Source organism: Tessaracoccus terricola (assembly GCF_054776555.1).
The window spans coordinates 280,559-300,038 of record NZ_BAAHBS010000005.1 but is presented as its reverse complement, the minus strand read 5'-3'; the positions used below and the strand labels follow the sequence as shown (position 1 = coordinate 300,038).

Below are 19,480 nucleotides of genomic sequence, written 5' to 3'. Positions count from 1 at the left end.
GAGGGTCGGGAAGGGGTGGGGATGAAGAACTCCAGACGCTTCGCAGGGGTCGGAGCGGCGCTGCTGACGTGCCCGTACACGGCGCTGGCGGTGGCGGATCCAACGCCCGAGCCGACGCCAGTGGCGGCCGCGATGAGCGTCGTGTGCCCCGCAGAGGACACGGTGGCAGCAGCCCTTGGCCGCCAGGTGACCAGCACGTTCGTGGATGAGCGCGAGTGCCAGTACAGCGTCAGTGGGGCCGGTCTGGTCCTGTTCAGGTTCGAGACCACCACCCTGCTCGAGGTGCGGACGGAGGTCGAGGCGAGCACCAGCCCACTCACCGAAGTCAGCGGACTCACGCCCGGCGCGTTCGCCGTGCCGGTGGGGAACAACTGGGTCATCCACTACCAGGTGGACGCCGAGGCAGCCACGCTCGTGGTTCCGACTGCGGTGCAAAGTGGCGCGGTGACACTGGCCGAAGCGATGCTCGACGCCAGCACTCCCCTCGCTGCACCGTCGGAGCCCACCGAGAACAGTGAGTACCCCGGGATGCCCAGCACCGGCAACTGAGCCCGTTCAGTTCAGCGGCTGGTCGACTATGACCCGGAACCGGTCGAACACGTCCCGCTGCCCGTGGACCAACAGTTCGGCGTCGTCGGCCCGTCGCCAGAGCCACGCGTCGATGACCACGGCAGGACCGGCCAGGACCGCGTCGGGCTCCACGCCGGGATCCTCGATCACGGAGATGTCGGGCTCGTCGAAGGTCCGGCCGTCGGGGTCGGTACCGGTGAAGGTCCCCAACTGCACCCACACGGGCCAGTCAGCGTCTTCGGGGTCGATGCGCAGCACACCGTCGCCGGCGGTAAAGGTCCCCCAGGACGGGACCTGTCCGAACATGACGTCGAGGGTCTCCTCGATCCCGTCGGCCGCCAGTTGGGTGTCCACGCCAGTGATCTCCCCCACCGTCAGTTCGGCGTCGAGCCGGTGGACCAGCGCCTCGTGGGCCTGCCGCCGGTAGGTGAAGCCCACCGTCTGCTCCGTTGACCACGTCCACGCGGTTTCCGCGGGGTCCGCTGCGGCCAGCGCCCGCTGGAAGGTTCGGGACGCGTCGTCGAAGGCCTCGAGCATCGCGGCGTACGACGCCGGGCGCGAGGGCTCCTGTTGCTCCGGCCGGTCCGGTCGGGATTCGATGACGCTGGCCCAGAACCGATTGACGCCAGTCAGGTGCCACAGCAGGTCCGAGGCGTCCCAGTCGGGGCAGGTGGGGACGCGGGCGGCCGGGTCGGCGTCGGTGAGGACCTCCCGGAACCGGGCGGACTCGGTCCGGATGTGTTCGAGGTAGGTGGCTGGCTCGAGGCTGCGCATGCGCCCACGCTAACCGCGGATGGGATCAGCGCGGGGCGGTTGCAGACTCCGCCCTGCGCAGGGAGCGCAGCGCATCGTCGACCAGCAGCAACCGGTGCGTGCGGCCGTGGCGCGGCAGCACCTGGACCAGCACGACGACGACGCTCACCACGCCCACGTCCAGGAAGGGCGTCGGGAACCCGAAGCCGCGCCCCACCAGCCACAGCTCGAGCGGGACCAGCAGCGCCACCAAGGCCAGCAGCAACCACTGCCATCGGCGGGCGTGGACGATCTGTTCGTACACGGTGGTCAGATCCCCGGCGGGGTCCACCCCGTTGCGCTCGAGCAACCGGGTGAGGCCGCGCTGGGCCCGGTGCGCTCGCAGCACGTGCATGGCGGCGCGGCCGAAGGTGGCCTCGCGGATGGTGGCCAACGCCCCGAACACCATGGCGAGCACGACGACCAGGAGTCCGAAGATCGGGTTCTCCAAACCGGGGGGGAACATCCACCACGACGCCACGGAACCGACGGTGGCAAGCACGAGGATCAGGTTCTCGCGGACGTCCTGGATGGCGAGCACCTCGTGGTCGGTGGCCGTCAGGGCCTCCTCGGCGGTGGAGGCCTTCTCCTCCAGGTCCTTCGAGCCGAGCGGTGCGAGGTAGAGCGGAAGCAGCAAGCCCACGACGAGGGCGAGCATGGGCAGCGCCAGCCTGCTGGCGGTCTCCGCCCAGCGGTCAGCCGTGGCGGCCAGACTCTCCCACGAGAGGTAGCCGTGGGGCCACACGGACCCGAACAGGAAGCCCGCCACCACCACGCAGAAGGAGCCGAGCATGTGCAGCCCGGCGGCCCGCACGTAGCGGGCCAGGAGTTCGGGCGCCTCCTCGAACCGGGCCCGGGAGTCCACGCCCTCGTCGCTCATGGCATGAGTCTGGCATGGAAGCTCCCGGGTGTCCCGGATCGGGGACGGCCGTTGTCAGCGGCGCACCTCGGTGAAGCCGTCGGCGTCGAACGCCTCCGGCCGGCTCTCGCCGTTCAGGACCACTCGCCTGCCGTCGCGCACCTTGACGGCGTCGACGAAGACGCCGCGTCCCTGCGTGTTGGAGTCGGTGGTGTAGCGCCACCGCACCAGTTGCGAGCCTTCGGGAACGCGGGCGTCGGCTCGGCCCCAGTCCCGGTTGCCCTGGTTGTTCCAGGTGCCGTCGGTCTCCACCCGCACGGCGTGCCTGCCCCTGCCGCGTTCCACGGTGAAGGGCACCAACTCCCAGGTCTCGCCGCCGTCGGCGGAGGCCTCCAGCGCGAAGGTGTCGGTGGGTTCCAGGTCGGCGAAGGCGCTGAACTCGACGCTGACCCTGCGGCCGTCCGGGACGGCGACGGTGAGCGTGGCCTCCGACGCGTTCGCGGTCCCGCCGTACCAGGCGCTCCGTCCCTTCTCCGGTGCGACGGCGAGCGCGCGGGCGAGCCCGGCGGCAGCGGCCCTGCGGGCGGGGTTGTTGGAACCCCACGAGCGGCTCGGGTGCACCCGGTTGGTGAGCAGCACCACGAACGAGCGGGACTGGAAGTCGATCACCAAGGACGTGCCGGTGTAGCCGGTGTGGCCGGCCGTGGCGGGGCTCGACAGGCCGCCCATGTACCACATCTGGTCCAGTTCGAACCCGAGCCCGTGGGCGTCGCTGCCGAACTCCTCGTTGAGGTTGGTGACCATGGCCCGCACCGAGTTCTCACTGAGGATCCGGGCCTTGCCGTAGGCGCCGCCGTTCAGGAACGTCTGGGCGAGGACGGCCATGTCCTGCGCCGTCGAGAACACGCCCGCGTGGCCGGCGACGCCGCCCAGGCTCCATGCGTTCTCGTCGTGCACCTCACCCCAGACGATCCCCCGGTCCGGGGTGGCCTGGAACTCGGTGGCGGCGATGCGCTGCTTCAGCGCCGGGTCCGGGTTGTAGCCGGTGTCCACCATCCCGAGGGGCTCGGTGATGCCCTCGCGGACGAGGACGTCCAGCGGGTCACCGGTGAGGCGTTCGGCCAGCACCCCGAGGGCGATCAGGTTCAGGTCCGAGTACTCGTAGACCGTGCCCGGCGGGTTGCTCACCTCCACCTCCATGACCGCGCGGATCCGTGACTCCACGTCCGGGTACTGGCTCCACAGCGGCAGCCACGCCACGAGCCCGGAGGTGTGGGTCAGCAACTGGGAGACGGTGATCTCCTCCTTGCCGCCGTTCGCGAACTCCGGCACGTAGCTGCCGTAGGTGGCGTCCAGGTCCACCAGCCCGTCCTCGACGAGCTGCATCACGACGATGGAGGTGAACAGCTTGCTCACCGAGGCCATGTCGTAGATGGTCTCCGGCGTCGCTTCGATCCGCTCCCCCGGCGGCAGCTGGGTGCCGGCGCCGTCGGAGTACAGCAGCGAGTAGCCGTCGTGGTGTCTGCTGACCACCTTGCCGGCATGGCCCATGATCCCGACGCTCGACGCGTACAGCGGCCTGACCTCAGGGTCGGTGGGGTCGGCGTAGGAGTCGATCTCCGCCCAGGCCGCCGCGATGGGATCCGGATCCAGGCCGAGCTGCGCCGGGTCCGCGTCGGAGAGGGTGGTGCGTGGGCTCATGAAGCCATCATGGACGACGTCGAAGCGGCCGGTCTGCCCGTGGCCACCGCCGTGCCGCCCGTCGGCGTGCGCGGGCGCGAGGGCGCCGACGGCGAGCATCCCCACCGTCGTCACCCCCACCGCCGACGCGCCGAAGAACTTCCTCAGCGCGCCGGTCATCAGCGCCGACCCGAGTACAGGAGGTACTTGCGCGTGTCCTTCACGAACTGCCGCAACTCGGGTTGCCACGCGGCGATGATGGCCTCGGCGGACTCACCGGCCTCGAGCTGGGTGCGGAACCGGTCCGAGCCGGTCAGCAGGTCGATCCACCGGCCGCCGTCGCCGCGCCACGAGAACTCCGGGTACAGGTCCCGGGCGGTGACCAGCATGTGCGTGGCCAACTCGATGGCCTCCACCTTCTCCTCGTCCATGAGGTGGACCTGGACGCCGCCGCAGACCACGCCCTGGTTCTTGGAGAAGGTGGGCACGAAGTAGGCCTCGCGGAACTCGACCCCCTTGAGGCCGAGCTGGTTCAGCGCCGCCGCCCACTGGTGATCGATGTAGGGGGCGCCGATCAGCTCGAACGGGCGGGTGGTGCCGCGGCCCTCGGACCAGTCGGTGGCCTCCACCAGCCCGGTCCCGGGATAGAGCGTGGCGGTCTGTGGGGTGGGCATGTTCGGCGACGGCGGGATCCAGCGGTCCGCCTGGTCCGGGCCCACCATCTCGCGACGCCAGCCCCGCACCTCCACCACGTCCAGGTCCGCCAGCTTCGCCTGCCCGGCACGTTCCATGAAGGTGCCGTTGAAGTAGCGGGCGAGCTCCCCGACGGTCATGCCGTGCTGCTGGGCGATCTCCAGCAGCCCCACTCCCGAGGTGAAGCCCTCCTTGAGGACCGGGCCGCGGGCCTGCCCGCCCAAGGGATTGGGGCGGTCCAGCACGACGAACGCGATCCCCACCTGCGAGGCCGCCTGCATGGCGGTCCACATGGTCCAGATGTAGGTGTAGAAGCGGGCGCCGACGTCGCGGATGTCGAACACGACGGTGTCCACCCCGGACTCGGTGAAGAAGCCCGCGAACTTGTCCACGTTCGCGCCGTAGGCGTCGTAGACGGTGACCCCGGTGCGCGGGTCGACGAAGGTCTCCTCGCTCTCACCGGCCTGCGCGGTGCCACGGAAGCCGTGCTCGGGACCGAAGACCGCGCCGACGTCGACGCCGCGGGCCACCATGTCGTCGACGATGGAGGTGAAGTCCTCCAGCACCCCGGTGGGGTTGGTGATCACGCCCACCTTGCGCCCGGAGAAGATGCGCCACCGATCCGCGGCTGCGACGTCGGCGCCGGTCCTCAGGCCACGGCCACGGCCGCGGCCCTTGTCGCCCTTCTCGCCGTGCGCCTGCGCCACACCTGCGGTGAGCGCCGTGCCGGCCACTGCTGCTGCGCCGATTCCGGCGCCACGAAACATCCCTCGTCTGCTGACAGTCATTCAACCGTCCCTTTCCGTTTGCGACGGGCAGGAACGTCGGAGAAGTTGTGTTGTGTTGCTCATCTGACGAACCGCCTCATCGAGTTTCGTCCCCCGAGCGTCGCCCACGTCGGCGACCTCGACAACGTAACAGACCCGGGGTCACTAGGCTGCCGGTTGTGGCGAAGAAGAAAACGAGCGGCGGCACACCCGCCACGGTTGCGCTGCAGCGCGCAGGCATCCGGTTCGAGGTGCGCACCTACGAGCACGACCCGGCGGCCGCGTCGTACGGCCTCGAGGCCGCCGAGGCGCTCGGGGTGGAGCCGGCGAGGGTGTTCAAGACCCTGCTGGTTGAGGCCGACGGCGGCCTGGCCGTGGGGATCGTGCCGGTGGACGCGCAGCTGGACCTGAAGGCGATCGCGGCAGCGCTCGGCGCCAAGCGGGCGGTCATGGCGGACCCGGCCGCGGCCGAACGCAGCACTGGTTACGTCGTCGGGGGCATCAGCCCCATCGGGCAGAAGAAGGCCCTGCCGACGGTGCTGGACGCCTCCGCGGACGCGCACCCGACCGTCCTCGTCAGCGGCGGCAAGCGCGGCCTGGACATCGAGCTGGCGCCCGGAGACCTGCTGGCCGCCACCCGTGGCAGCAGCGCGGCCATCGCCCGCGTCGTCGGCTGAGGTCTGGGATGCTTGGACCATGGCCTCGTCATCGGACCTGACTCCCACCACGGAGCCGCGCCCGGAACAGGGTTGGCGGGTGGGCGAACTGCTGCCCGCGCTGGGGGTGAGCCTGTCAGCGGTGCTGCTGTTCGGCCTCCAACTCGCCGGCTGGGGGCACGCGCTGCTGGTGCTCAGCCTCGTCGCGGCCCACCTGGTGGACCGCGAACTGCGCAAGGACCTGCTGCTCATCGGGATCGGCGTGGCAATCGTGAGCGCCACATCGGTGGAGGCAGACGTCAGCTGGGACCGGTTCTTCACCATCGGCACCGTCCTGGTGCTGGCCGTGAGCGTGCCGCTGCTGGTGGACAGGTTGCTCTACCGACGGCGCGCCATCGGCTTCCCGTGGATCGGTGGGCACAAGTGGTCCAAGGTGGAGATCACCTACATCGTCGCCGTGCCGTTCCTGGGCTGGGCGATCCTGCCGTTCTACTTCATCCGCTCCGGCGCCTACCTCAACTGGCCCCACATCACCGACACCAGCGAACTGGTCCGGTTCTTCGTCGGGGTGAACTTCGTCGGCACCTGGGACGAGTTGTTCTTCATCTGCACCTGCTTCGCGCTGCTGCGCCGCCACTTCCCGGTGTGGCTGGCCAACCTGCTGCAGGCCACCATCTTCGTCTCGTTCCTGTGGGAGCTGGGCTACCGCGAGTGGGGCCCGTTGCTGACCTTCCCGTTCGCGCTGGTCCAGGGTTTCCTGTTCGCCCGCACCGGCTCCCTGCTGTACGTGCTGGTGGTGCACCTGTTGTTCGACGCCATCGTGTTCATGGCCATCGTCCACGCCCACAACCCGCACCTGTTCGCCATCTTCTTCTACTGAACTGTCAGAGCCTCGTCGTAGCGTCGTTGCATGGCAGACCAACCCAGCAGCACGGACCTCCACCACCGCTTCGACACGCTCATGTCCTCCCCCGGCCTGGCGGACCTGAGGGAGTCGTTCGCACGCGCCGGCGGCACCGATCCCCCGGGCTTCGAGGTGGGCTGCCACACCGGCTCGTGGTCCGCCCCGGGCAGCGACGCCCCCATCCTCGCGCGGCTGAGCGGGATGGCGCAGGCGCTGGCCGACACCCCCACCGGGGCCGTCATCAAACGGCAGGTGGCCAGGCTGCTCGACGACGACTTCCCGCGGCTGTGCGAGCACCACCTCACCAGCGGGCTCACGCCCGTGGGGTGGTTCCTGGACCGGGCCGCCAGCGGCGGGCTGCGGCTCACGTCCGCGGGCCACCTGACCCCCGCCACCGTAGTCGAGGCGTGCGACGTGGTGCCGCGGCACCGGACCCCGCACGGGCAGGTGGGCAACCGGGAGGTGCACACCCCCGAGGTGCGGCGGTTCCGGGTTGCGCTGGAGGGTGTCGGGCTGCTGGAGACGAAGGGGCGACGGGTGCTGCCCACCGTGGTGGGGGCCGACGTCCGGGCCGACCCCTGGGACCAGTACCTGTACCTGTCCTCGGCGCTGGTGCCGCAGGACTCCGGGTTCGGGCGCGACGCGGCACTGCTGGTCCTGTTGGAGACCGGCACCATGGGCCGGCTCCCGCTCCTGCAGGACCTGGCCGACGTGCTCAGCCTGGTCGGCTGGCGGGTGGGCCGGGACCGCATCTACGAGGGAGACCTGCGGGACCTGCCCCTGGTCAGCGTCCTGGGCAACGTGGGCCCAGTCGCGGCCCCGCTTGCGCGGGAGGCGCTGGTGTCATGGAACCTGGAGCGGTGAAATCAGACCCGGGTCCTCGGTTCGGCGTCCCGGGTGGGATGTGGGGTGCTCCTCCGCGTCAATACGGTGAGCGCATGAAACTGATGCGTGGGCTCGGCTGGCTGCTACTGGTCGCCGGCGCGTTGGCGGCTGCCGTGCTGCTCAGCCTCTCGCTGGTGACGCAGTGGCAGACCGCCTCGTCGTTCCTGATCGCGGCGGCCACGTTCATCCCCATGCTGTGGCTGCCGTGCTGTGTGGCCATCGTCGGTCTGGTCTTGGTGCTGCACCGCTGGTGGAAGCTACTCGCCGTCCCGTTGGCCGTGGCCGCCTTCGTGGTGTGGGGCCTGCCGGTGCTGCCGGAGCAGGAGGTCATCGTCGCCACCGAGCAGGTCCCACCGGACCTGACGGTGGTCTCCCTGAACGTCCAGTACGGCCGGGCGGACGTGGGTGAACTGCGGGACAGGTTGGGTCCGTTCGTGGACCTGGTGGCCATCCAGGAGTACACGCCGGACTTCGGCGGGCGGCTGGACGCAGTGGGAATCCTCGACGAGTTCCCGCACCGGGTGGGCACCGAGCGCGAGGACGCCGGCGGCACGATGCTGCTCTCGCGCACCCCGGTGGAGATCGTCGCCACGGCGGACACGACCTTCGACAACTTCGTCGCCACCACCGAGGTGGCAGGCACCACCTGGCACGTCGGTGTCATCCACTCCACCCCGCCCCACCTCGGGGCCGAGGTCTGGACGGAGGACGGTTACGCGGTCAGCGCGCTGGCGATGGAGTTCGCCGCCGAGCGGCTGGTGCTGGTGGGCGACTTCAACGCCATCGATGATCACCACACCATGCAGGTCCTGACCAAGGGACCCATCAGGAACGCGATGGACGGCGCCACCGGTCTGGACACGTGGCGCCCGACATGGCCGGCGGGAGGAGCCGTGCCGGCGTTCGCGCGCATCGACCATTTCCTGTTCTCGGACAGGGTCTCGGGCTCCCGCCCCCTCCACTTCGAAATCTCCGGCACGGACCACCTGGGCCTGGTGGCCCAGGCCTACCTGGACCCCGAAGACCCGTAACCACCACCTCCGGGGGTCTCCACCACCAGCACGTCGCCGGGGCCCACGGACACGACGTCGTTGCCGGCCATCGGCGTGACCGTCCCGTCGGCGCGCTCCACGCGGTTTCCACCCAGCGCACCCGGGGATCCGCCCGCCATGCCGTAGGGCGGGACGCGCCGGTGCCCGGACAGAATGCTGACGGTCATCGGCTCCAGGAAGCGCAACCGTCGCACACCCCCGTCGCCGCCCCGCCACCGGCCGACTCCCCCACTGCCGTGGCGGATCTCGTAGGACTCCAGCAGCAGTGGGTAGCGGGTCTCGAGCACCTCCGGGTCCGTGAGCCGCGAGTTGGTCATGTGGGTCTGGACCACCGACGTGCCGTCGAACCCGTCGCCCGCGCCGGAGCCCGAGGACAGGGTCTCGTAGTACTGGTGGTGGTCGTTTCCGAAGGACACGTTGTTCATGGTCCCGGCGCCCTCGGCCTGCACCCCGAGCGCCGCGTACAGGGCACCGGTGACGGCTTGGGAGGTCTCCACGTTGCCGCCCACCACTGCTGCCGGGTGCTCGGGTGAGAGCATCGAGCGCTCCGGGAGGATGATCTCCAGGGGGCGCAGGCAGCCGTCGTTGAGCGGGATCTCGTCGTCGACGAGGGTGCGGAACACGTACAGCACGGCCGCGGTGGTCACGGCGGCGGGCGCGTTCAGATTGGTGGCCAGTTGCGGTGAGGTGCCGGTGAAGTCCAGCGTCGCGGAGCGGGCCCGGCGGTCCACCGCCACGCGCACGTGGATGGTGGCGCCGGAGTCGGTCTCGTAGGCGTACTCGCCGTCCTCGAGCCCGGCCACCACCCGTCGCACCGCCTCCTCGGCGTTGTCCTGCACGTGGGCCATGTAGGCGCGCACCACGTCGAGTCCGAAGTGCTCGATCATGGTGGCCACCTCCTCGGCGCCGCGGGCGTTGGCGGCCACCTGGGCGCGCAGGTCGGCGAGGTTGCCGTCGGGGTTGCGCGACGGGTGCGGGCCCGCCGTCAGCAGTGCCCTGGTCTCGGCCTCCCTGAACCTGCCCTCAGCAACGAGCAGCCAGGCGTCGAACAGGATGCCCTCCTCGTCGACGGTGCGGGAGCGCGCGGGCATGGACCCGGGGGTGATGCCACCGATCTCGGCGTGGTGGCCGCGGGAGGCCACCCAGAACAGCACCTCGTCGCCGGCCTCGTCGAACACGGGACTGATGACGGTGATGTCGGGCAGGTGGGTGCCGCCGTGATAGGGGTCGTTGACGGCGTAGGTGTCCCCGGGCCGGATCCGTCCCGCGCGCATGATCACCTCCCGGACGCTGGTGCCCATCGAGCCGAGGTGCACGGGGATGTGAGGTGCGTTGGCGATCAGGTTGCCGCCGGCGTCGAACAGGGCGCAGGAGAAGTCGAGCCGTTCCTTGATGTTGACCGACTGCGACGTCTGCTCCAGGCGGGTGCCCATCTGCTCGGCCACGGACATGAACAGGTTGTTGAAGATCTCCAGCATCACGGGATCGGCCTCCAGACCCACCCCGGCCTCGGCGGCACCGGTCCGGACCCGCTCCAGGAGCAACTCACCCGATGCGCCCACCTCCGCCCGCCAGCCGTCCTCCACCACGGTTGTGGCATTGGCCTCCACCACCAGGGCGGGGCCCGCCACCCGCTCCCCGACGGGCAGGTCCTCGCGACGGTGCAGCGGCACCCGCCGCCAACCGTCGTCGACGAACATCTCCACCTCGCCCTCGGGCGGCGACGGCTGGGACTCCGCCCGGCCGGCATCGCCAGGGGCACCGGGGGCGACGGCGCCGGAGCGTGCCTCCACCTCCACGGAGACCGCCTCCACCACGAGGGGGCGCTCCAGCAGGAAGGAGTAGAGCCGGCGGTGCGCGGTCTCGAACTCGGCCACCATCCCCGCCTCTCCTGAGAGTTCCACCTGCAGTGGCGTGTCCGTCCCGTCGTAGCGCAGGTGGGCGCGCCGCTGCACCACGGTGCGGTCCCCGGGAGCACCCTCCAGTTCCGAGCGGGCGGCCTCCTCGAGCTGTTCGGCGACTGCCTCGAGCCGCGGCAGCACCTCCTCGCCCAATCGCTCCCCCACCGCCTGCTCACGCATCGCCGTCACGTCGGCCAGGCCCATACCGAGCGCGGAGAGCACCCCGGCCAGCGGCGGCACCAGCACGGTCCGCATGCCGAGGGCATCGGCGACGGCGCAGGCGTGCTGTCCGCCGGCACCGCCGAACGTGGTCAGGGCGTAGCCGGTGACGTCGTGCCCCTTGGCCACGGAGATCTTCTTCACCGCGCCGGCCATGTTCGCCACGGCAATCCGCAGGAACCCGGCCGCCACCTCCTCGGGCGTGCGGTCGTCCCCGGTGGCGCGGGTGATCTCGGCGGCCAACTCCGTGAACCGGGCGCGGACGACGTCGAGGTCCAGGCGCTGGTCCCCGTCCGGGCCGAACACGGCCGGGAAGTGCGCGGGCTGGATCCGGCCGAGCATGACGTTGGCGTCGGTCACGGTCAGCGGTCCGCCGTGCCGGTAGGACGCGGGTCCGGGCATCGCGCCCGCGGAGTCGGGGCCGACGCGGTAGCGGGCGCCGTCGAAGTGCAGGATCGAGCCACCGCCGGCGGCGACGGTGTGGATGTCCAGCATCGGTGCCCGCATGCGGACGCCTGCAACCTCGGTGTCGAGGACCCGCTCGTAGGACCCGGCGTAGTGGGAGACGTCGGTGGAGGTGCCGCCCATGTCGAACCCGATCACCCGGTCCAGGCCGACGGCCTCCGACATCCGCACCATGCCGACGATGCCGCCCGCGGGGCCGGAGAGGATGGCGTCCTTGCCACGGAAGTGCCGGGCCTCGGTCAGGCCGCCGTGGGACTGCATGAACAGCAGGTCCACGCCGGGCAGCTCCTCGGAGACCTGCTTCACGTAGCGGCGCAGGATCGGGGAGAGGTAGGCGTCGACGACTGTGGTGTCGCCACGCGGGACCACCTTCAGCAGCGGGCTGACCTCGCTGGAGAGGGACACCTGTTCGAACCCGAGCCGGCGCGCGAGCGCGCCGACCTGCTGCTCGTGTGCCGGGTGGAGGTGGCTGTGCAGGCAGACCACGGCCACGGCACCGATGCCATCGGCGATGGCCTCGCGCAGCGGCCCGGCCAGGGCGTCGAGGTCGGGTGGGGTGAGCACCGTCCCGTCGGCGGTGATGCGCTCGTCCACCTCGATGACGCGCTCGTAGAGCATCTCGGGCAGCACGATGTGGCGATCGAAGATGCGCGGGCGGTTCTGGTAGCCGATGCGCAGCGCGTCGGCGAAACCGCGCGTGATCACCAGCGCCGTCGGCTCCCCCTTGCGCTCCAGCAGGGCGTTGGTGGCGACGGTGGTGCCCATGCGGACCACGTCGATCTGCTCCACGGGCACCGGTTCCTGCGGGCCCACGCCCAGCAGTTCCCGGATGCCCGCCACGGCCGCGTCCCGGTAGCGCGGCGGAGTGGCAGTGTCCTCGGACAGCACCTTGTGGGAGACGAGCTCCCCGTCGGGGCGCAGGGCCACGACGTCGGTGAACGTGCCGCCACGGTCGATCCAGAACTGCCACTTCGAAGCCATGGCCTCAGAGGCTACCGGGCGGGGATCAGCCGGCCGCGTCCTCCAGCCGGAACCCGACCTTGAGGCCCACTTGGTAGTGCGCCACCCGGCCGTCCTCGATGTGTCCTCGGACCTCGGTCACCTCGAACCAGTCCAAGTTCTTCAACGTCTTCGCGGCGCGTGCGATCGCCCCGTCGATGGCCTGCTGCAGGCCGTCGCCGGAGGTGCCGACGATCTCGGTGACCTTGTAGGTGTTGTCGCCCATCTCGAACTCCTTCGTCCAGTTGGTTGCGGGAAAACCGCCTCTGACCACAGTAGGCCTCTTGCCGGCGCTGGGGGCCCAGAGGCATGAGAGACTCCTGGGCAGGCAGTCAGCACCCGGAGTGAGAATTCCGTTACTCGACCGTCACGATCCCGCAACCCCGTGTGGACATCAGGCCAATAGCCTCGGACGAACGACCGCGGAGCCGGGGATGCTCCAGCACGAGAGGAAAGAGGCGAGCAGCGCATGGAAAGCTGCACCACGGCTCCCGGACTGGAGCAAGCCGGCCAGCGCCCACTCGTGGGCTTCAGGGTGGCGGTCACCAGCGACCGACGATCCGACGAGCTCATCGAGGCCCTCACCAGGCGCGGCGCCGACGTCACCCACGTGCCGCTCCTTCGGCTGGCGCCCCTCGACGACGAGGCCGTCCTCCTGGAGCAGACCCGGCGCGTGATCGCCGCGCGGCCGGAGGTCCTGCTGGTCTCCACCGCCTACGGGTTCCGACGCTGGTTCGATTCCGCGGAGGCGGCCGGTCTGGGCACCGAACTGAGCGAGGCCGTCGAGGCCGCGGCCCTGTACGTCCGCGGCGCGAAGGCCCACGGCGCGATCCGAGCCCACGGCTTCCGGGCAGCCGGCATCTCCGACGACGGCACCGTGGCCTCCCTGGTCCCCCAGCTCAACGGCAGGCTCCGAGGGGCCACCGTGGCGGTGCAGTTGCAGGCAGACCACGACCTCGGGCTCCCCGCCGCGCTGCGGCGGCTGGGCGCCGCGCACGTGCTGAAGGTGGAGCCGTACCGCTGGCTGGAGTCCGCCACGGACCCGGCGGTGGACAAGCTGGTCGACGGTCTGTGCGCCGCCCACTTCGACGCCGTCACCTTCACCAGCGCCCCCGCCGCGGCTGCCCTGATCGCGGCAGCACACCGTCGCAACCGGGAGACCGCGCTGGTGCGCTCGCTGAACGAACGTGTCGCCGTGGCCACCGTCGGCCCAGTCACCGCCGGCCCGCTGGAGGACGCCGGGGTGGCCCGGGTGCTGGTCCCGGAACGGCACCGGATGGGAGCGATGATCCTCCAACTGGTGGAACACCTCACGTCCCTGGGCACGCTCACCCGCGACACCATCCACGGCCCCTGCTTGCTGCGGGGCCGCACCCTCGACGTCGCCGGGGAGCAGTGCGAGCTCTCCCCCACGCAGGCAGAGATCGTGCGCTGCCTGATGGAGGCCGACGGCTCGGTGGTCTCGCGCGATGAACTCTGCGCCGCGCTGCCCTCGGTGGCGACGCGGCACGCCCTGGACATGGCCCTGAGCCGGTTGCGGCGGATGCTGCCGAAGCCCGACCTGATCACCACCGTCATCAAGCGGGGCTACCGCCTCAACTCGTGAGCGGCGGCCGGGCCTCAGGCGGGTGGCTGCTGCGTCGCGGCCGGGTCCGGGATCAGGACGTAGGTGTGGGAGACCGCACGGTCCTGCCCGATCAGCATCACCAGCGCCTGCCCCTCGAGCGCGATGGCCAGGTGCCCGGCCCGGGGGCCGAGGTCCAGCCCGTGCTCCTTGATGGCCTCGGCGGCCACCTCGGCCACCTCTTCGGGCGTGACGTCGGAGAACCGGAACCCGCGGTCGCTGCCCTGGCTGCAGTTGGCCACCAGGCCGCCCTGTCCCGGCCTCAGGTCCAGCCGCGCGTCCGAGGGCGTGAGGGACCTGGTGAACGCGAAGCCCGTCTGCGCTCCGCACTCGCTGCCGTTCGACCCCACGATGCTGACCCCACCGTACGCGGGCGAGATGGAGATGCCCCGCAGCAGCGACTCACCCAGCGCAGCCTGCCCGTCGGCCCAGATCTGAGCCAGGGCCTCCGGGGATGCCCATTCCTCCAGGTCCGGGACCGGTTGCCCGTCCAGACGCACGATCTGGGGAGTGGGGACGACGTTGTACAGCCCCGGCGTAGCGCCGCGATCCTGCGCCACCCGGTTCTCGGCGGCGCAGCCACCGTACTCGTGCCACGCCCCCGACGGCATGGGCCTGGCGGCCCACATCCGGACCTCGTCGACGCCGCACTCGCCGACGTCGTCGAGGAAGTCACGCGCCTGCTGGTAGGAGTACTCGGCCAGGGGCACCGTGATGTCGCCACCCGCCCCGAGCGCGATGCTCTCGCGCACCTCGCCCGTCGAGTCCACCCAGTCCCATTCCATCTGGCCCAACGCTGCCCCGGGGAACGCGGCCGCGATCACGTACTCGCCCGTGAAGGGCCACTCGGCCACGCCCATCCAGACGGCGTGCACCCCACCCATCTCCACGAGGCCCTCCACCGCGGAGTCCCAGACCTGCTGGGAGAGTTCGGACGCCACGGGATGCGGGCTCGGCGTGGGTTGGGCCGCCGTCGGCTCCTCGGCGGGTGCTGGTTGCAGGAGGGAGCAGGACGTCAGGAGCAGGACTGTGGCAACTCCCCCGAGGATGCTACGGATGGTGCTCATGGCCGAAAGTGTTCCACCTTCCGGCCCTTGGCACGCGGGGTTCCGCCTATGCCTCGTCGAACGCCACCCGGAAACCCAGGTTGCCGGCCGCGCTGTCGGCGGTGTTGCTGGTGCGGGCGGCCACCCGGTACCGGTTGCAGTAGGAGTCGTGGCACAGGTACGAACCGCCCCGCATCACGCGTCCACCGGGATAGGTGCGGCCCGTCGTCGGGTCCGCGGGATTGCTGTTCCACTCGTCGGCGCACATCTCCCACACGTTGCCGGCCACCTCGAACAGGCCGTACCCGTTGGGCGCGTAGCTGCCCACCGGGGCGGTGCCGACGAACCCGTCGGCCGCCGAGTTGTCCGTCGGGAAGGTGCCCTGCCAGATGTTGCAGCGGTGCTCGCCGCCGGGGGTGAGCTCATCACCCCAGGCGAAGCGGGCCTGGTCCAGGCCGCCGCGGGCCGCGTACTCCCACTCGGCCTCGGTGGGCAGCCTGCCGCCCACCCAGTGGGCGTAGGCCTCGGCGTCGCGCCAGGAGACGTGGACGACGGGATGGTCGGGGATGTCGTCGATGCCCGAGGCCGGGCCCGTGGGCGAGTCCCAGCGGGCGCCCTCGACTCCGCGCCACCAGGGCGTGCCCACGGGGTGCGGGTGGGAGTCGCGTTCCGCCTCGTCGAGCAGCAGGTGGAACACGAACGACCAGCCGAACTCCTCAGCCTCGGTGACGTACCCGGTGGCGTCGACGAACTGGCGGAACCGGGCGTTGGTGACCGTGTGGCAGGCGATCCCGAACGGCTCGACGGCGACGCTGCGGACCGGTCCCTCACCGTCGGCCGGGTTCACGTCGGGATCCTCGCTGCCCATCCGGAACGTTCCGCCCGGCAGGTGGACGACGTCGGCGTCGGGGAGCGTTGACCGTCCGTCGCCACGCCCCCAGGGGTGGTCGACGGCCGCCGGAGGCCCGGCTGGGGTCTCAGGACCTGGTGCGCAACAGGACAAGGGCTCTCCTTCGTGACGGCTGGAGTGGGGCCACTCTATTGCGCGAGCGTGTGGAGGATCTCCCCGGCCACGGCTTCGATGGTGCCCTCGGCGATCCCCTCCTCGGGCCGGTTGAGGTGGCCGTGGAAGGTGCCGGGCTCGGTGACCAGGTCGACGTCGACGCCGGCCTCGACCAGCACGTCGACGTAGGCCTCGCCTGAGGTGCGCAGGTCGTCCAGTTCGTTGTTGACCACCAGGGTGCGGGGGTGCCCGACGAGGTCCGCCGCGGTCGCGAGGCCCGGGATGGCGCGGATCGGGGCCGAGGCGACGTCCACACCGGCGCCGAGGTAGTTCTCGTACATGCCGAGGATGGCGGCGGGCCGGTAGCGACGTTCCTCGGGCGCCCCCTGCAGCGCCGCCTCCACCTCAGCGCGGTGGGGACGTTGGTGCGCGTGCAGCGTCGGGTAGGCGAGGAACACGAAAGGTGGCAGGGGGCCGTCGCCATGCAGCAGCGCGAGCACGGCCCCGGCGGCCAGGTTGCCCCCGGCGCTGCCGCCGCCGAGTGACCAGGGACCATCTGCCAGGCCGGACCCGAGCGCCCAGCGGTAGGCGAAGACCACCTCCTCGTGGGCCACGGGGAAGTGCACCCCCTCCTCCCGGGCGACGCCGTCGGCCACCACCCAGTCCTCGGGGAACGGCGCCAGTCGGTAGTCGACGGACACGACGGGGATGCCCCGCTCGGCGAGGGCTGTCGACACCCAGTGCGCCTCGGGCATGTCCAGGTCCCCGGCCGCGAACGCGCCGCCGTGGACCCACACGAAGGCGGGGCCGTGGGGCGCCTCGGGGCTGTAGATACGCACTGGCAGCGGGCCGTGCGGCCCTTCGAGCACGCGGTCTGCCACCTCGATGGCCTGCCTGTCAGTCGTGGTCCGGCCCGTCATCGCGCCACCTCTCTGCTGCTGGAGTACTGTGACGAACCTATTGGGCGCTGACAAGCAGCGTCAAAGGGCATAGATTCAGCACATGAAGATCTCGGAAACCCTGCTCCCGAAGTTCAACGCCCAGATCACCCTGGAGTTCGCCTCGTCGATGGCCTACCGCCAGCTCGCCATCGAGATGGACGCGCAGGACCTTCCCGGCATGGCCCAATGGCTGCGTCACCAAGCTGACGAGGAGATCGTGCACGCCAACAAGTTCATCGACCACGTCATCGACCGCGACAACCACCCGGTCATCGGCGCGGTCGAGGCTCCGCAGGTGCCCGCAGGCGCCTCCCCGGCGGAGGTGTTCGCGGCGGCCCTGCACCACGAGGAGATCGTCTCCGAATCCATCCGCGACCTCTACCGCGCTGCCGACGCCGAGGGCGACCTCGACGCCCGCCCGCTCCTCAACTGGTTCGTCGACGAGCAGATCGAGGAGGAGTCAACGGTCAAGGAGATCCTCGCCCGGATCCGCCTCGTCGGCGACGACGGCCCCGGGCTGCTGCGCCTGGACGCGGAACTCGGGGCGCGCCCGGGCGGCTCCACCGAGAACACCGCCGACTGACGACGGAGCCGCCGCCCACGCTTCGACGCCGACCGCGTCGGGCCGTAGGGTGGGACCGTGAGCGAGATCAACATGGAGGACTACCTGCGGTGGCTGGCGCCCGAGGAGGCAGTCGCCAGGGCCGGCCGAATCTCGAACATCTACCGCGAGGCCTTCGACCACACCGACGAGGCCGCCGCCCAGTTCGCCAAGGACTTCGCCCGCTGCATGGAGACCTACAAGGGCGCCACCTGCCTGGTGGGTGAGATCGACGGCGAGATCCTCGGTTTCCTCTACGGCTACGACCTACAGTCGAACAACTGGTGGCCCCAGCAGATCGCCGAGGCCATGAACGACGCGGGGCAACTCGACTGGTTCGAGGATGCCTTCGAGCTCGCCGAGATCGAAGTTGACCCCGCCGTCCACGGCCAGGGCCTGGGCGGCGCCCTCCTCGACACCCAATTGGACTCCATGCCCCAGTCCCGCGCCCTGCTGGGCACGCACCCCGACAACCCCGCCCGCGCGCTCTACCGCCGCAAGGGCTTCGTGGACCTGCTGCCGGACTTCACCTACCCCGAGACCGGGCAGCGCGTCGCAGTCATGGGCTGGGAGCGCTGAGCACCACCCGATTTTGTGGCTCCCCCGGCCCCGGTGGTAGTATTGACCCGCTTGAAAGATGGGGCTATGGCGCAGTTGGTAGCGCGTCTCGTTCGCAATGAGAAGGCCGGGGGTTCGAATCCCCCTAGCTCCACCAGAACCACCCTCGGAGGGGCACCTGCTCCCGCCGGGGGTTTTTTCTTGCCCGACGACCTCAGGACTTGGGCTCCGCCGGGTACTTGACGACGTCGCCCTCCGAGACGACGGCACCCTCGCTCAGCCGTGCGGGCTCCGCCCTGCCGGGACCCACGATGTGGCGGACGTCGATTCCGCGTGCCAGCAGGTGGTCCGCGATGAGACGGCGGTGGCAGCGCCACCACACCGCCTCGGAACACATCACGGCGGTGGCGGCCTCCGGGGCCCACCGCAGCAGTTCCTCGAGGGCCTCGCGGAACTCAGCCCCCAAGGCATGGTCGGCGTAGTTGTGGAAACTGCGGTTCTCCCACCAGGCGTTGACCTCGAACGGGACGTCCTTGCTCACTCGACGACGCCCGGTGAGCCCCTGCGACCAGCGGTAGTCGATGCCGAGGTCCGCGAGCGAGGCGGCCAGCGCGTCGTCGTTGAACCAGGGGTTGCGTTTGGACCCGGGGAGCCGGCGCACATCCACCACCAAGGCGATGTCGTGCTCACGCAGCAGGTCCGTGAACTCCTGCAGCGGACGGTTCGAATGACCGATGGTGAAGATGGTCATGCGGGGATGGGCCCATCCACCCCGATCACATCTTCACCGGCGGCAGTTCGCGCGCCTGCTTGAACCAGGAGCGTAGTTGCGCCTCGTCCAGTTCGTCATCCTGCCGGATGTCGAGGTAGCGCATGCCCTCGTGCTTCGAGTCCTTCGGCGGCATCGGGTCCAGGGACGTCCCGTTGAGGAACTGGACCTGGACGTAGTCGGTGAAACAGCGGAAGGACAGGAACCAGTTCTCCGACCCCTGGGGGCCGTAGAAGGGTTGGTTCCAGCGCACGCCGCGGCGAATTTCGGGCAGCTCCCCCAGCAGGCTGTCCAGCCTGCGTCCAACGTCGCGCTTCCAGCCGGGCATGGCCTCGACGTAGGTCTTCACGGGTTCGTCCCCGTCGGCCTTGGGGACCTGCGGGTTGCCGCCCGAGAGCAGCTTGGGCTCGGGCTTCTTCTTGCTCATGACGGCCTCCTCAGTGGCACTGCACCGTCGCCCCGACCACCTCGGCCGGGCCGACGGATCAGTCCCAAC

General features: G+C 70.5%; 19 protein-coding genes and 1 tRNA gene. 9 read left to right on the top strand and 11 right to left on the bottom strand.

Annotated elements, in window-relative coordinates:
• Positions 1-21: 21 nt before the first annotated feature.
• Positions 22-549 (top strand): hypothetical protein, encoded by a 528-nt coding sequence (locus ACYU7G_RS11200; RefSeq protein ID WP_461107814.1) that lies wholly within the window; start codon positions 22-24, stop codon positions 547-549.
• A gap of 6 nt (positions 550-555) precedes the next feature.
• On the opposite strand, the gene ACYU7G_RS11195 is transcribed toward ACYU7G_RS11200, so the two are convergent.
• From ACYU7G_RS11195 to ACYU7G_RS11180, 4 genes are read right to left on the bottom strand one after another with little or no spacing between them, the layout of a single operon-like run.
• Entirely contained in the window at positions 556-1,344 is a 789-nt protein-coding gene (locus ACYU7G_RS11195) for a maleylpyruvate isomerase family mycothiol-dependent enzyme (protein WP_461107812.1), read from the bottom strand.
• Between the two features lie 25 nt (positions 1,345-1,369).
• Positions 1,370-2,242 carry a hypothetical protein gene (locus ACYU7G_RS11190; protein WP_461107810.1) on the bottom strand — a complete coding sequence of 291 codons (873 nt, stop codon included), beginning with the start codon at positions 2,240-2,242 and terminating at the stop codon, positions 1,370-1,372.
• Positions 2,243-2,296: 54 nt separating this feature from the next.
• Positions 2,297-4,081 (bottom strand): serine hydrolase domain-containing protein, encoded by a 1,785-nt coding sequence (locus ACYU7G_RS11185; RefSeq protein ID WP_461107808.1) that lies wholly within the window; start codon positions 4,079-4,081, stop codon positions 2,297-2,299.
• Positions 4,081-5,382, bottom strand: a complete 1,302-nt coding sequence (locus tag ACYU7G_RS11180) for an exo-beta-N-acetylmuramidase NamZ family protein (RefSeq protein ID WP_461107806.1) — start codon at positions 5,380-5,382, stop codon at positions 4,081-4,083. The genes ACYU7G_RS11185 and ACYU7G_RS11180 overlap by 1 nt, the downstream gene beginning before the upstream one ends.
• 158 nt (positions 5,383-5,540) lie before the next feature.
• Here ACYU7G_RS11180 and ybaK point away from each other — a divergent pair, with 158 nt between their 5' ends.
• The 4 genes from ybaK to ACYU7G_RS11160 all read left to right on the top strand — a co-directional run bounded on the left by ybaK (position 5,541) and on the right by ACYU7G_RS11160 (position 8,837).
• Positions 5,541-6,038 carry a Cys-tRNA(Pro) deacylase gene (gene ybaK, locus ACYU7G_RS11175; protein ID WP_461107804.1) on the top strand — a complete coding sequence of 166 codons (498 nt, stop codon included), beginning with the start codon at positions 5,541-5,543 and terminating at the stop codon, positions 6,036-6,038.
• 19 nt (positions 6,039-6,057) lie between these two features.
• The gene (locus ACYU7G_RS11170) at positions 6,058-6,897 is read left to right on the top strand and encodes a CPBP family glutamic-type intramembrane protease (protein WP_461107802.1); all 840 of its coding nucleotides are present in this window, start codon (positions 6,058-6,060) and stop codon (positions 6,895-6,897) included.
• A 30-nt stretch (positions 6,898-6,927) separates the two neighbouring features.
• The gene (locus ACYU7G_RS11165) at positions 6,928-7,785 is read left to right on the top strand and encodes a hypothetical protein (RefSeq protein ID WP_461107800.1); all 858 of its coding nucleotides are present in this window, start codon (positions 6,928-6,930) and stop codon (positions 7,783-7,785) included.
• Between the two features lie 74 nt (positions 7,786-7,859).
• On the top strand, positions 7,860-8,837 hold the full coding sequence (locus ACYU7G_RS11160) for an endonuclease/exonuclease/phosphatase family protein (protein WP_461107798.1): 978 nt from the start codon (positions 7,860-7,862) through the stop codon (positions 8,835-8,837).
• Here ACYU7G_RS11160 and ACYU7G_RS11155 read toward each other — a convergent pair.
• Positions 8,813-12,424, bottom strand: coding sequence for a hydantoinase B/oxoprolinase family protein (locus ACYU7G_RS11155; RefSeq protein WP_461107796.1), 3,612 nt, complete (start codon positions 12,422-12,424; stop codon positions 8,813-8,815). The two genes, ACYU7G_RS11160 and ACYU7G_RS11155, sit on opposite strands and share 25 nt — an antisense overlap.
• Before the next feature lie 25 nt (positions 12,425-12,449).
• Positions 12,450-12,668 (bottom strand): dodecin, encoded by a 219-nt coding sequence (locus ACYU7G_RS11150; protein WP_461107794.1) that lies wholly within the window; start codon positions 12,666-12,668, stop codon positions 12,450-12,452.
• 243 nt (positions 12,669-12,911) lie between these two features.
• Here ACYU7G_RS11150 and ACYU7G_RS11145 point away from each other — a divergent pair, with 243 nt between their 5' ends.
• Entirely contained in the window at positions 12,912-14,048 is a 1,137-nt protein-coding gene (locus ACYU7G_RS11145) for a uroporphyrinogen-III synthase (RefSeq protein WP_461107792.1), read from the top strand.
• Between the two features lie 14 nt (positions 14,049-14,062).
• On the opposite strand, the gene ACYU7G_RS11140 is transcribed toward ACYU7G_RS11145, so the two are convergent.
• The 3 genes from ACYU7G_RS11140 to ACYU7G_RS11130 are packed head-to-tail and all read right to left on the bottom strand — an operon-like array spanning position 14,063 to position 17,035.
• Positions 14,063-15,133, bottom strand: coding sequence for a hypothetical protein (locus ACYU7G_RS11140; protein ID WP_461107790.1), 1,071 nt, complete (start codon positions 15,131-15,133; stop codon positions 14,063-14,065).
• Positions 15,134-15,179: 46 nt separating this feature from the next.
• Entirely contained in the window at positions 15,180-16,115 is a 936-nt protein-coding gene (locus tag ACYU7G_RS11135; RefSeq protein ID WP_461107788.1) for a formylglycine-generating enzyme family protein, read from the bottom strand.
• A 35-nt stretch (positions 16,116-16,150) separates the two neighbouring features.
• A complete protein-coding gene (locus tag ACYU7G_RS11130; RefSeq protein ID WP_461107786.1) occupies positions 16,151-17,035 on the bottom strand; it encodes an alpha/beta hydrolase in 885 nt (294 codons plus the stop codon).
• An 82-nt stretch (positions 17,036-17,117) separates the two neighbouring features.
• Here ACYU7G_RS11130 and ACYU7G_RS11125 point away from each other — a divergent pair, with 82 nt between their 5' ends.
• From ACYU7G_RS11125 to ACYU7G_RS11115, 3 genes are all read left to right on the top strand, one after another.
• Entirely contained in the window at positions 17,118-17,639 is a 522-nt protein-coding gene (locus ACYU7G_RS11125) for a ferritin (protein WP_461107784.1), read from the top strand.
• Positions 17,640-17,696: 57 nt separating this feature from the next.
• Positions 17,697-18,236: a GNAT family N-acetyltransferase gene (locus ACYU7G_RS11120; RefSeq protein ID WP_461107782.1), complete on the top strand. Its 540-nt coding sequence runs from the start codon at positions 17,697-17,699 to the stop codon at positions 18,234-18,236.
• Between the two features lie 60 nt (positions 18,237-18,296).
• Positions 18,297-18,372: transfer RNA gene (locus tag ACYU7G_RS11115), tRNA-Ala, on the top strand.
• Positions 18,373-18,429: 57 nt separating this feature from the next.
• On the opposite strand, the gene ACYU7G_RS11110 is transcribed toward ACYU7G_RS11115, so the two are convergent.
• Together ACYU7G_RS11110 and ACYU7G_RS11105 are read right to left on the bottom strand one after the other, a co-directional pair.
• Positions 18,430-18,966 (bottom strand): DUF488 domain-containing protein, encoded by a 537-nt coding sequence (locus ACYU7G_RS11110; protein WP_461107780.1) that lies wholly within the window; start codon positions 18,964-18,966, stop codon positions 18,430-18,432.
• Positions 18,967-18,991: 25 nt separating this feature from the next.
• Positions 18,992-19,411: a DUF1801 domain-containing protein gene (locus tag ACYU7G_RS11105; protein WP_461107778.1), complete on the bottom strand. Its 420-nt coding sequence runs from the start codon at positions 19,409-19,411 to the stop codon at positions 18,992-18,994.
• Positions 19,412-19,480: the final 69 nt, after the last annotated feature.

Excerpts from the sequence above, each read along its gene's own strand:
- ACYU7G_RS11195 (WP_461107812.1), bottom strand. The coding sequence starts at position 1,344 with ATGCGCAGCCTCGAGCCAGCCACCTACCTCGAACACATCCGGACCGAG.
- ACYU7G_RS11170 (WP_461107802.1), top strand. The coding sequence starts at position 6,058 with ATGGCCTCGTCATCGGACCTGACTCCCACCACGGAGCCGCGCCCGGAA.
- ACYU7G_RS11125 (WP_461107784.1), top strand. The coding sequence starts at position 17,118 with ATGAAGATCTCGGAAACCCTGCTCCCGAAGTTCAACGCCCAGATCACC.
- ACYU7G_RS11105 (WP_461107778.1), bottom strand. The coding sequence starts at position 19,411 with ATGAGCAAGAAGAAGCCCGAGCCCAAGCTGCTCTCGGGCGGCAACCCG.
- ACYU7G_RS11185 (WP_461107808.1), bottom strand. The coding sequence starts at position 4,081 with ATGACCGGCGCGCTGAGGAAGTTCTTCGGCGCGTCGGCGGTGGGGGTG.
- ACYU7G_RS11155 (WP_461107796.1), bottom strand. The coding sequence starts at position 12,424 with ATGGCTTCGAAGTGGCAGTTCTGGATCGACCGTGGCGGCACGTTCACC.
- ACYU7G_RS11150 (WP_461107794.1), bottom strand. The coding sequence starts at position 12,668 with ATGGGCGACAACACCTACAAGGTCACCGAGATCGTCGGCACCTCCGGC.
- ACYU7G_RS11145 (WP_461107792.1), top strand. The coding sequence starts at position 12,912 with ATGGAAAGCTGCACCACGGCTCCCGGACTGGAGCAAGCCGGCCAGCGC.
- ACYU7G_RS11165 (WP_461107800.1), top strand. The coding sequence starts at position 6,928 with ATGGCAGACCAACCCAGCAGCACGGACCTCCACCACCGCTTCGACACG.
- ACYU7G_RS11200 (WP_461107814.1), top strand. The coding sequence starts at position 22 with ATGAAGAACTCCAGACGCTTCGCAGGGGTCGGAGCGGCGCTGCTGACG.
- ACYU7G_RS11130 (WP_461107786.1), bottom strand. The coding sequence starts at position 17,035 with ATGACGGGCCGGACCACGACTGACAGGCAGGCCATCGAGGTGGCAGAC.
- ACYU7G_RS11110 (WP_461107780.1), bottom strand. The coding sequence starts at position 18,966 with ATGACCATCTTCACCATCGGTCATTCGAACCGTCCGCTGCAGGAGTTC.
- ACYU7G_RS11160 (WP_461107798.1), top strand. The coding sequence starts at position 7,860 with ATGAAACTGATGCGTGGGCTCGGCTGGCTGCTACTGGTCGCCGGCGCG.
- ACYU7G_RS11140 (WP_461107790.1), bottom strand. The coding sequence starts at position 15,133 with ATGAGCACCATCCGTAGCATCCTCGGGGGAGTTGCCACAGTCCTGCTC.
- ACYU7G_RS11180 (WP_461107806.1), bottom strand. The coding sequence starts at position 5,382 with ATGACTGTCAGCAGACGAGGGATGTTTCGTGGCGCCGGAATCGGCGCA.
- ACYU7G_RS11190 (WP_461107810.1), bottom strand. The coding sequence starts at position 2,242 with ATGAGCGACGAGGGCGTGGACTCCCGGGCCCGGTTCGAGGAGGCGCCC.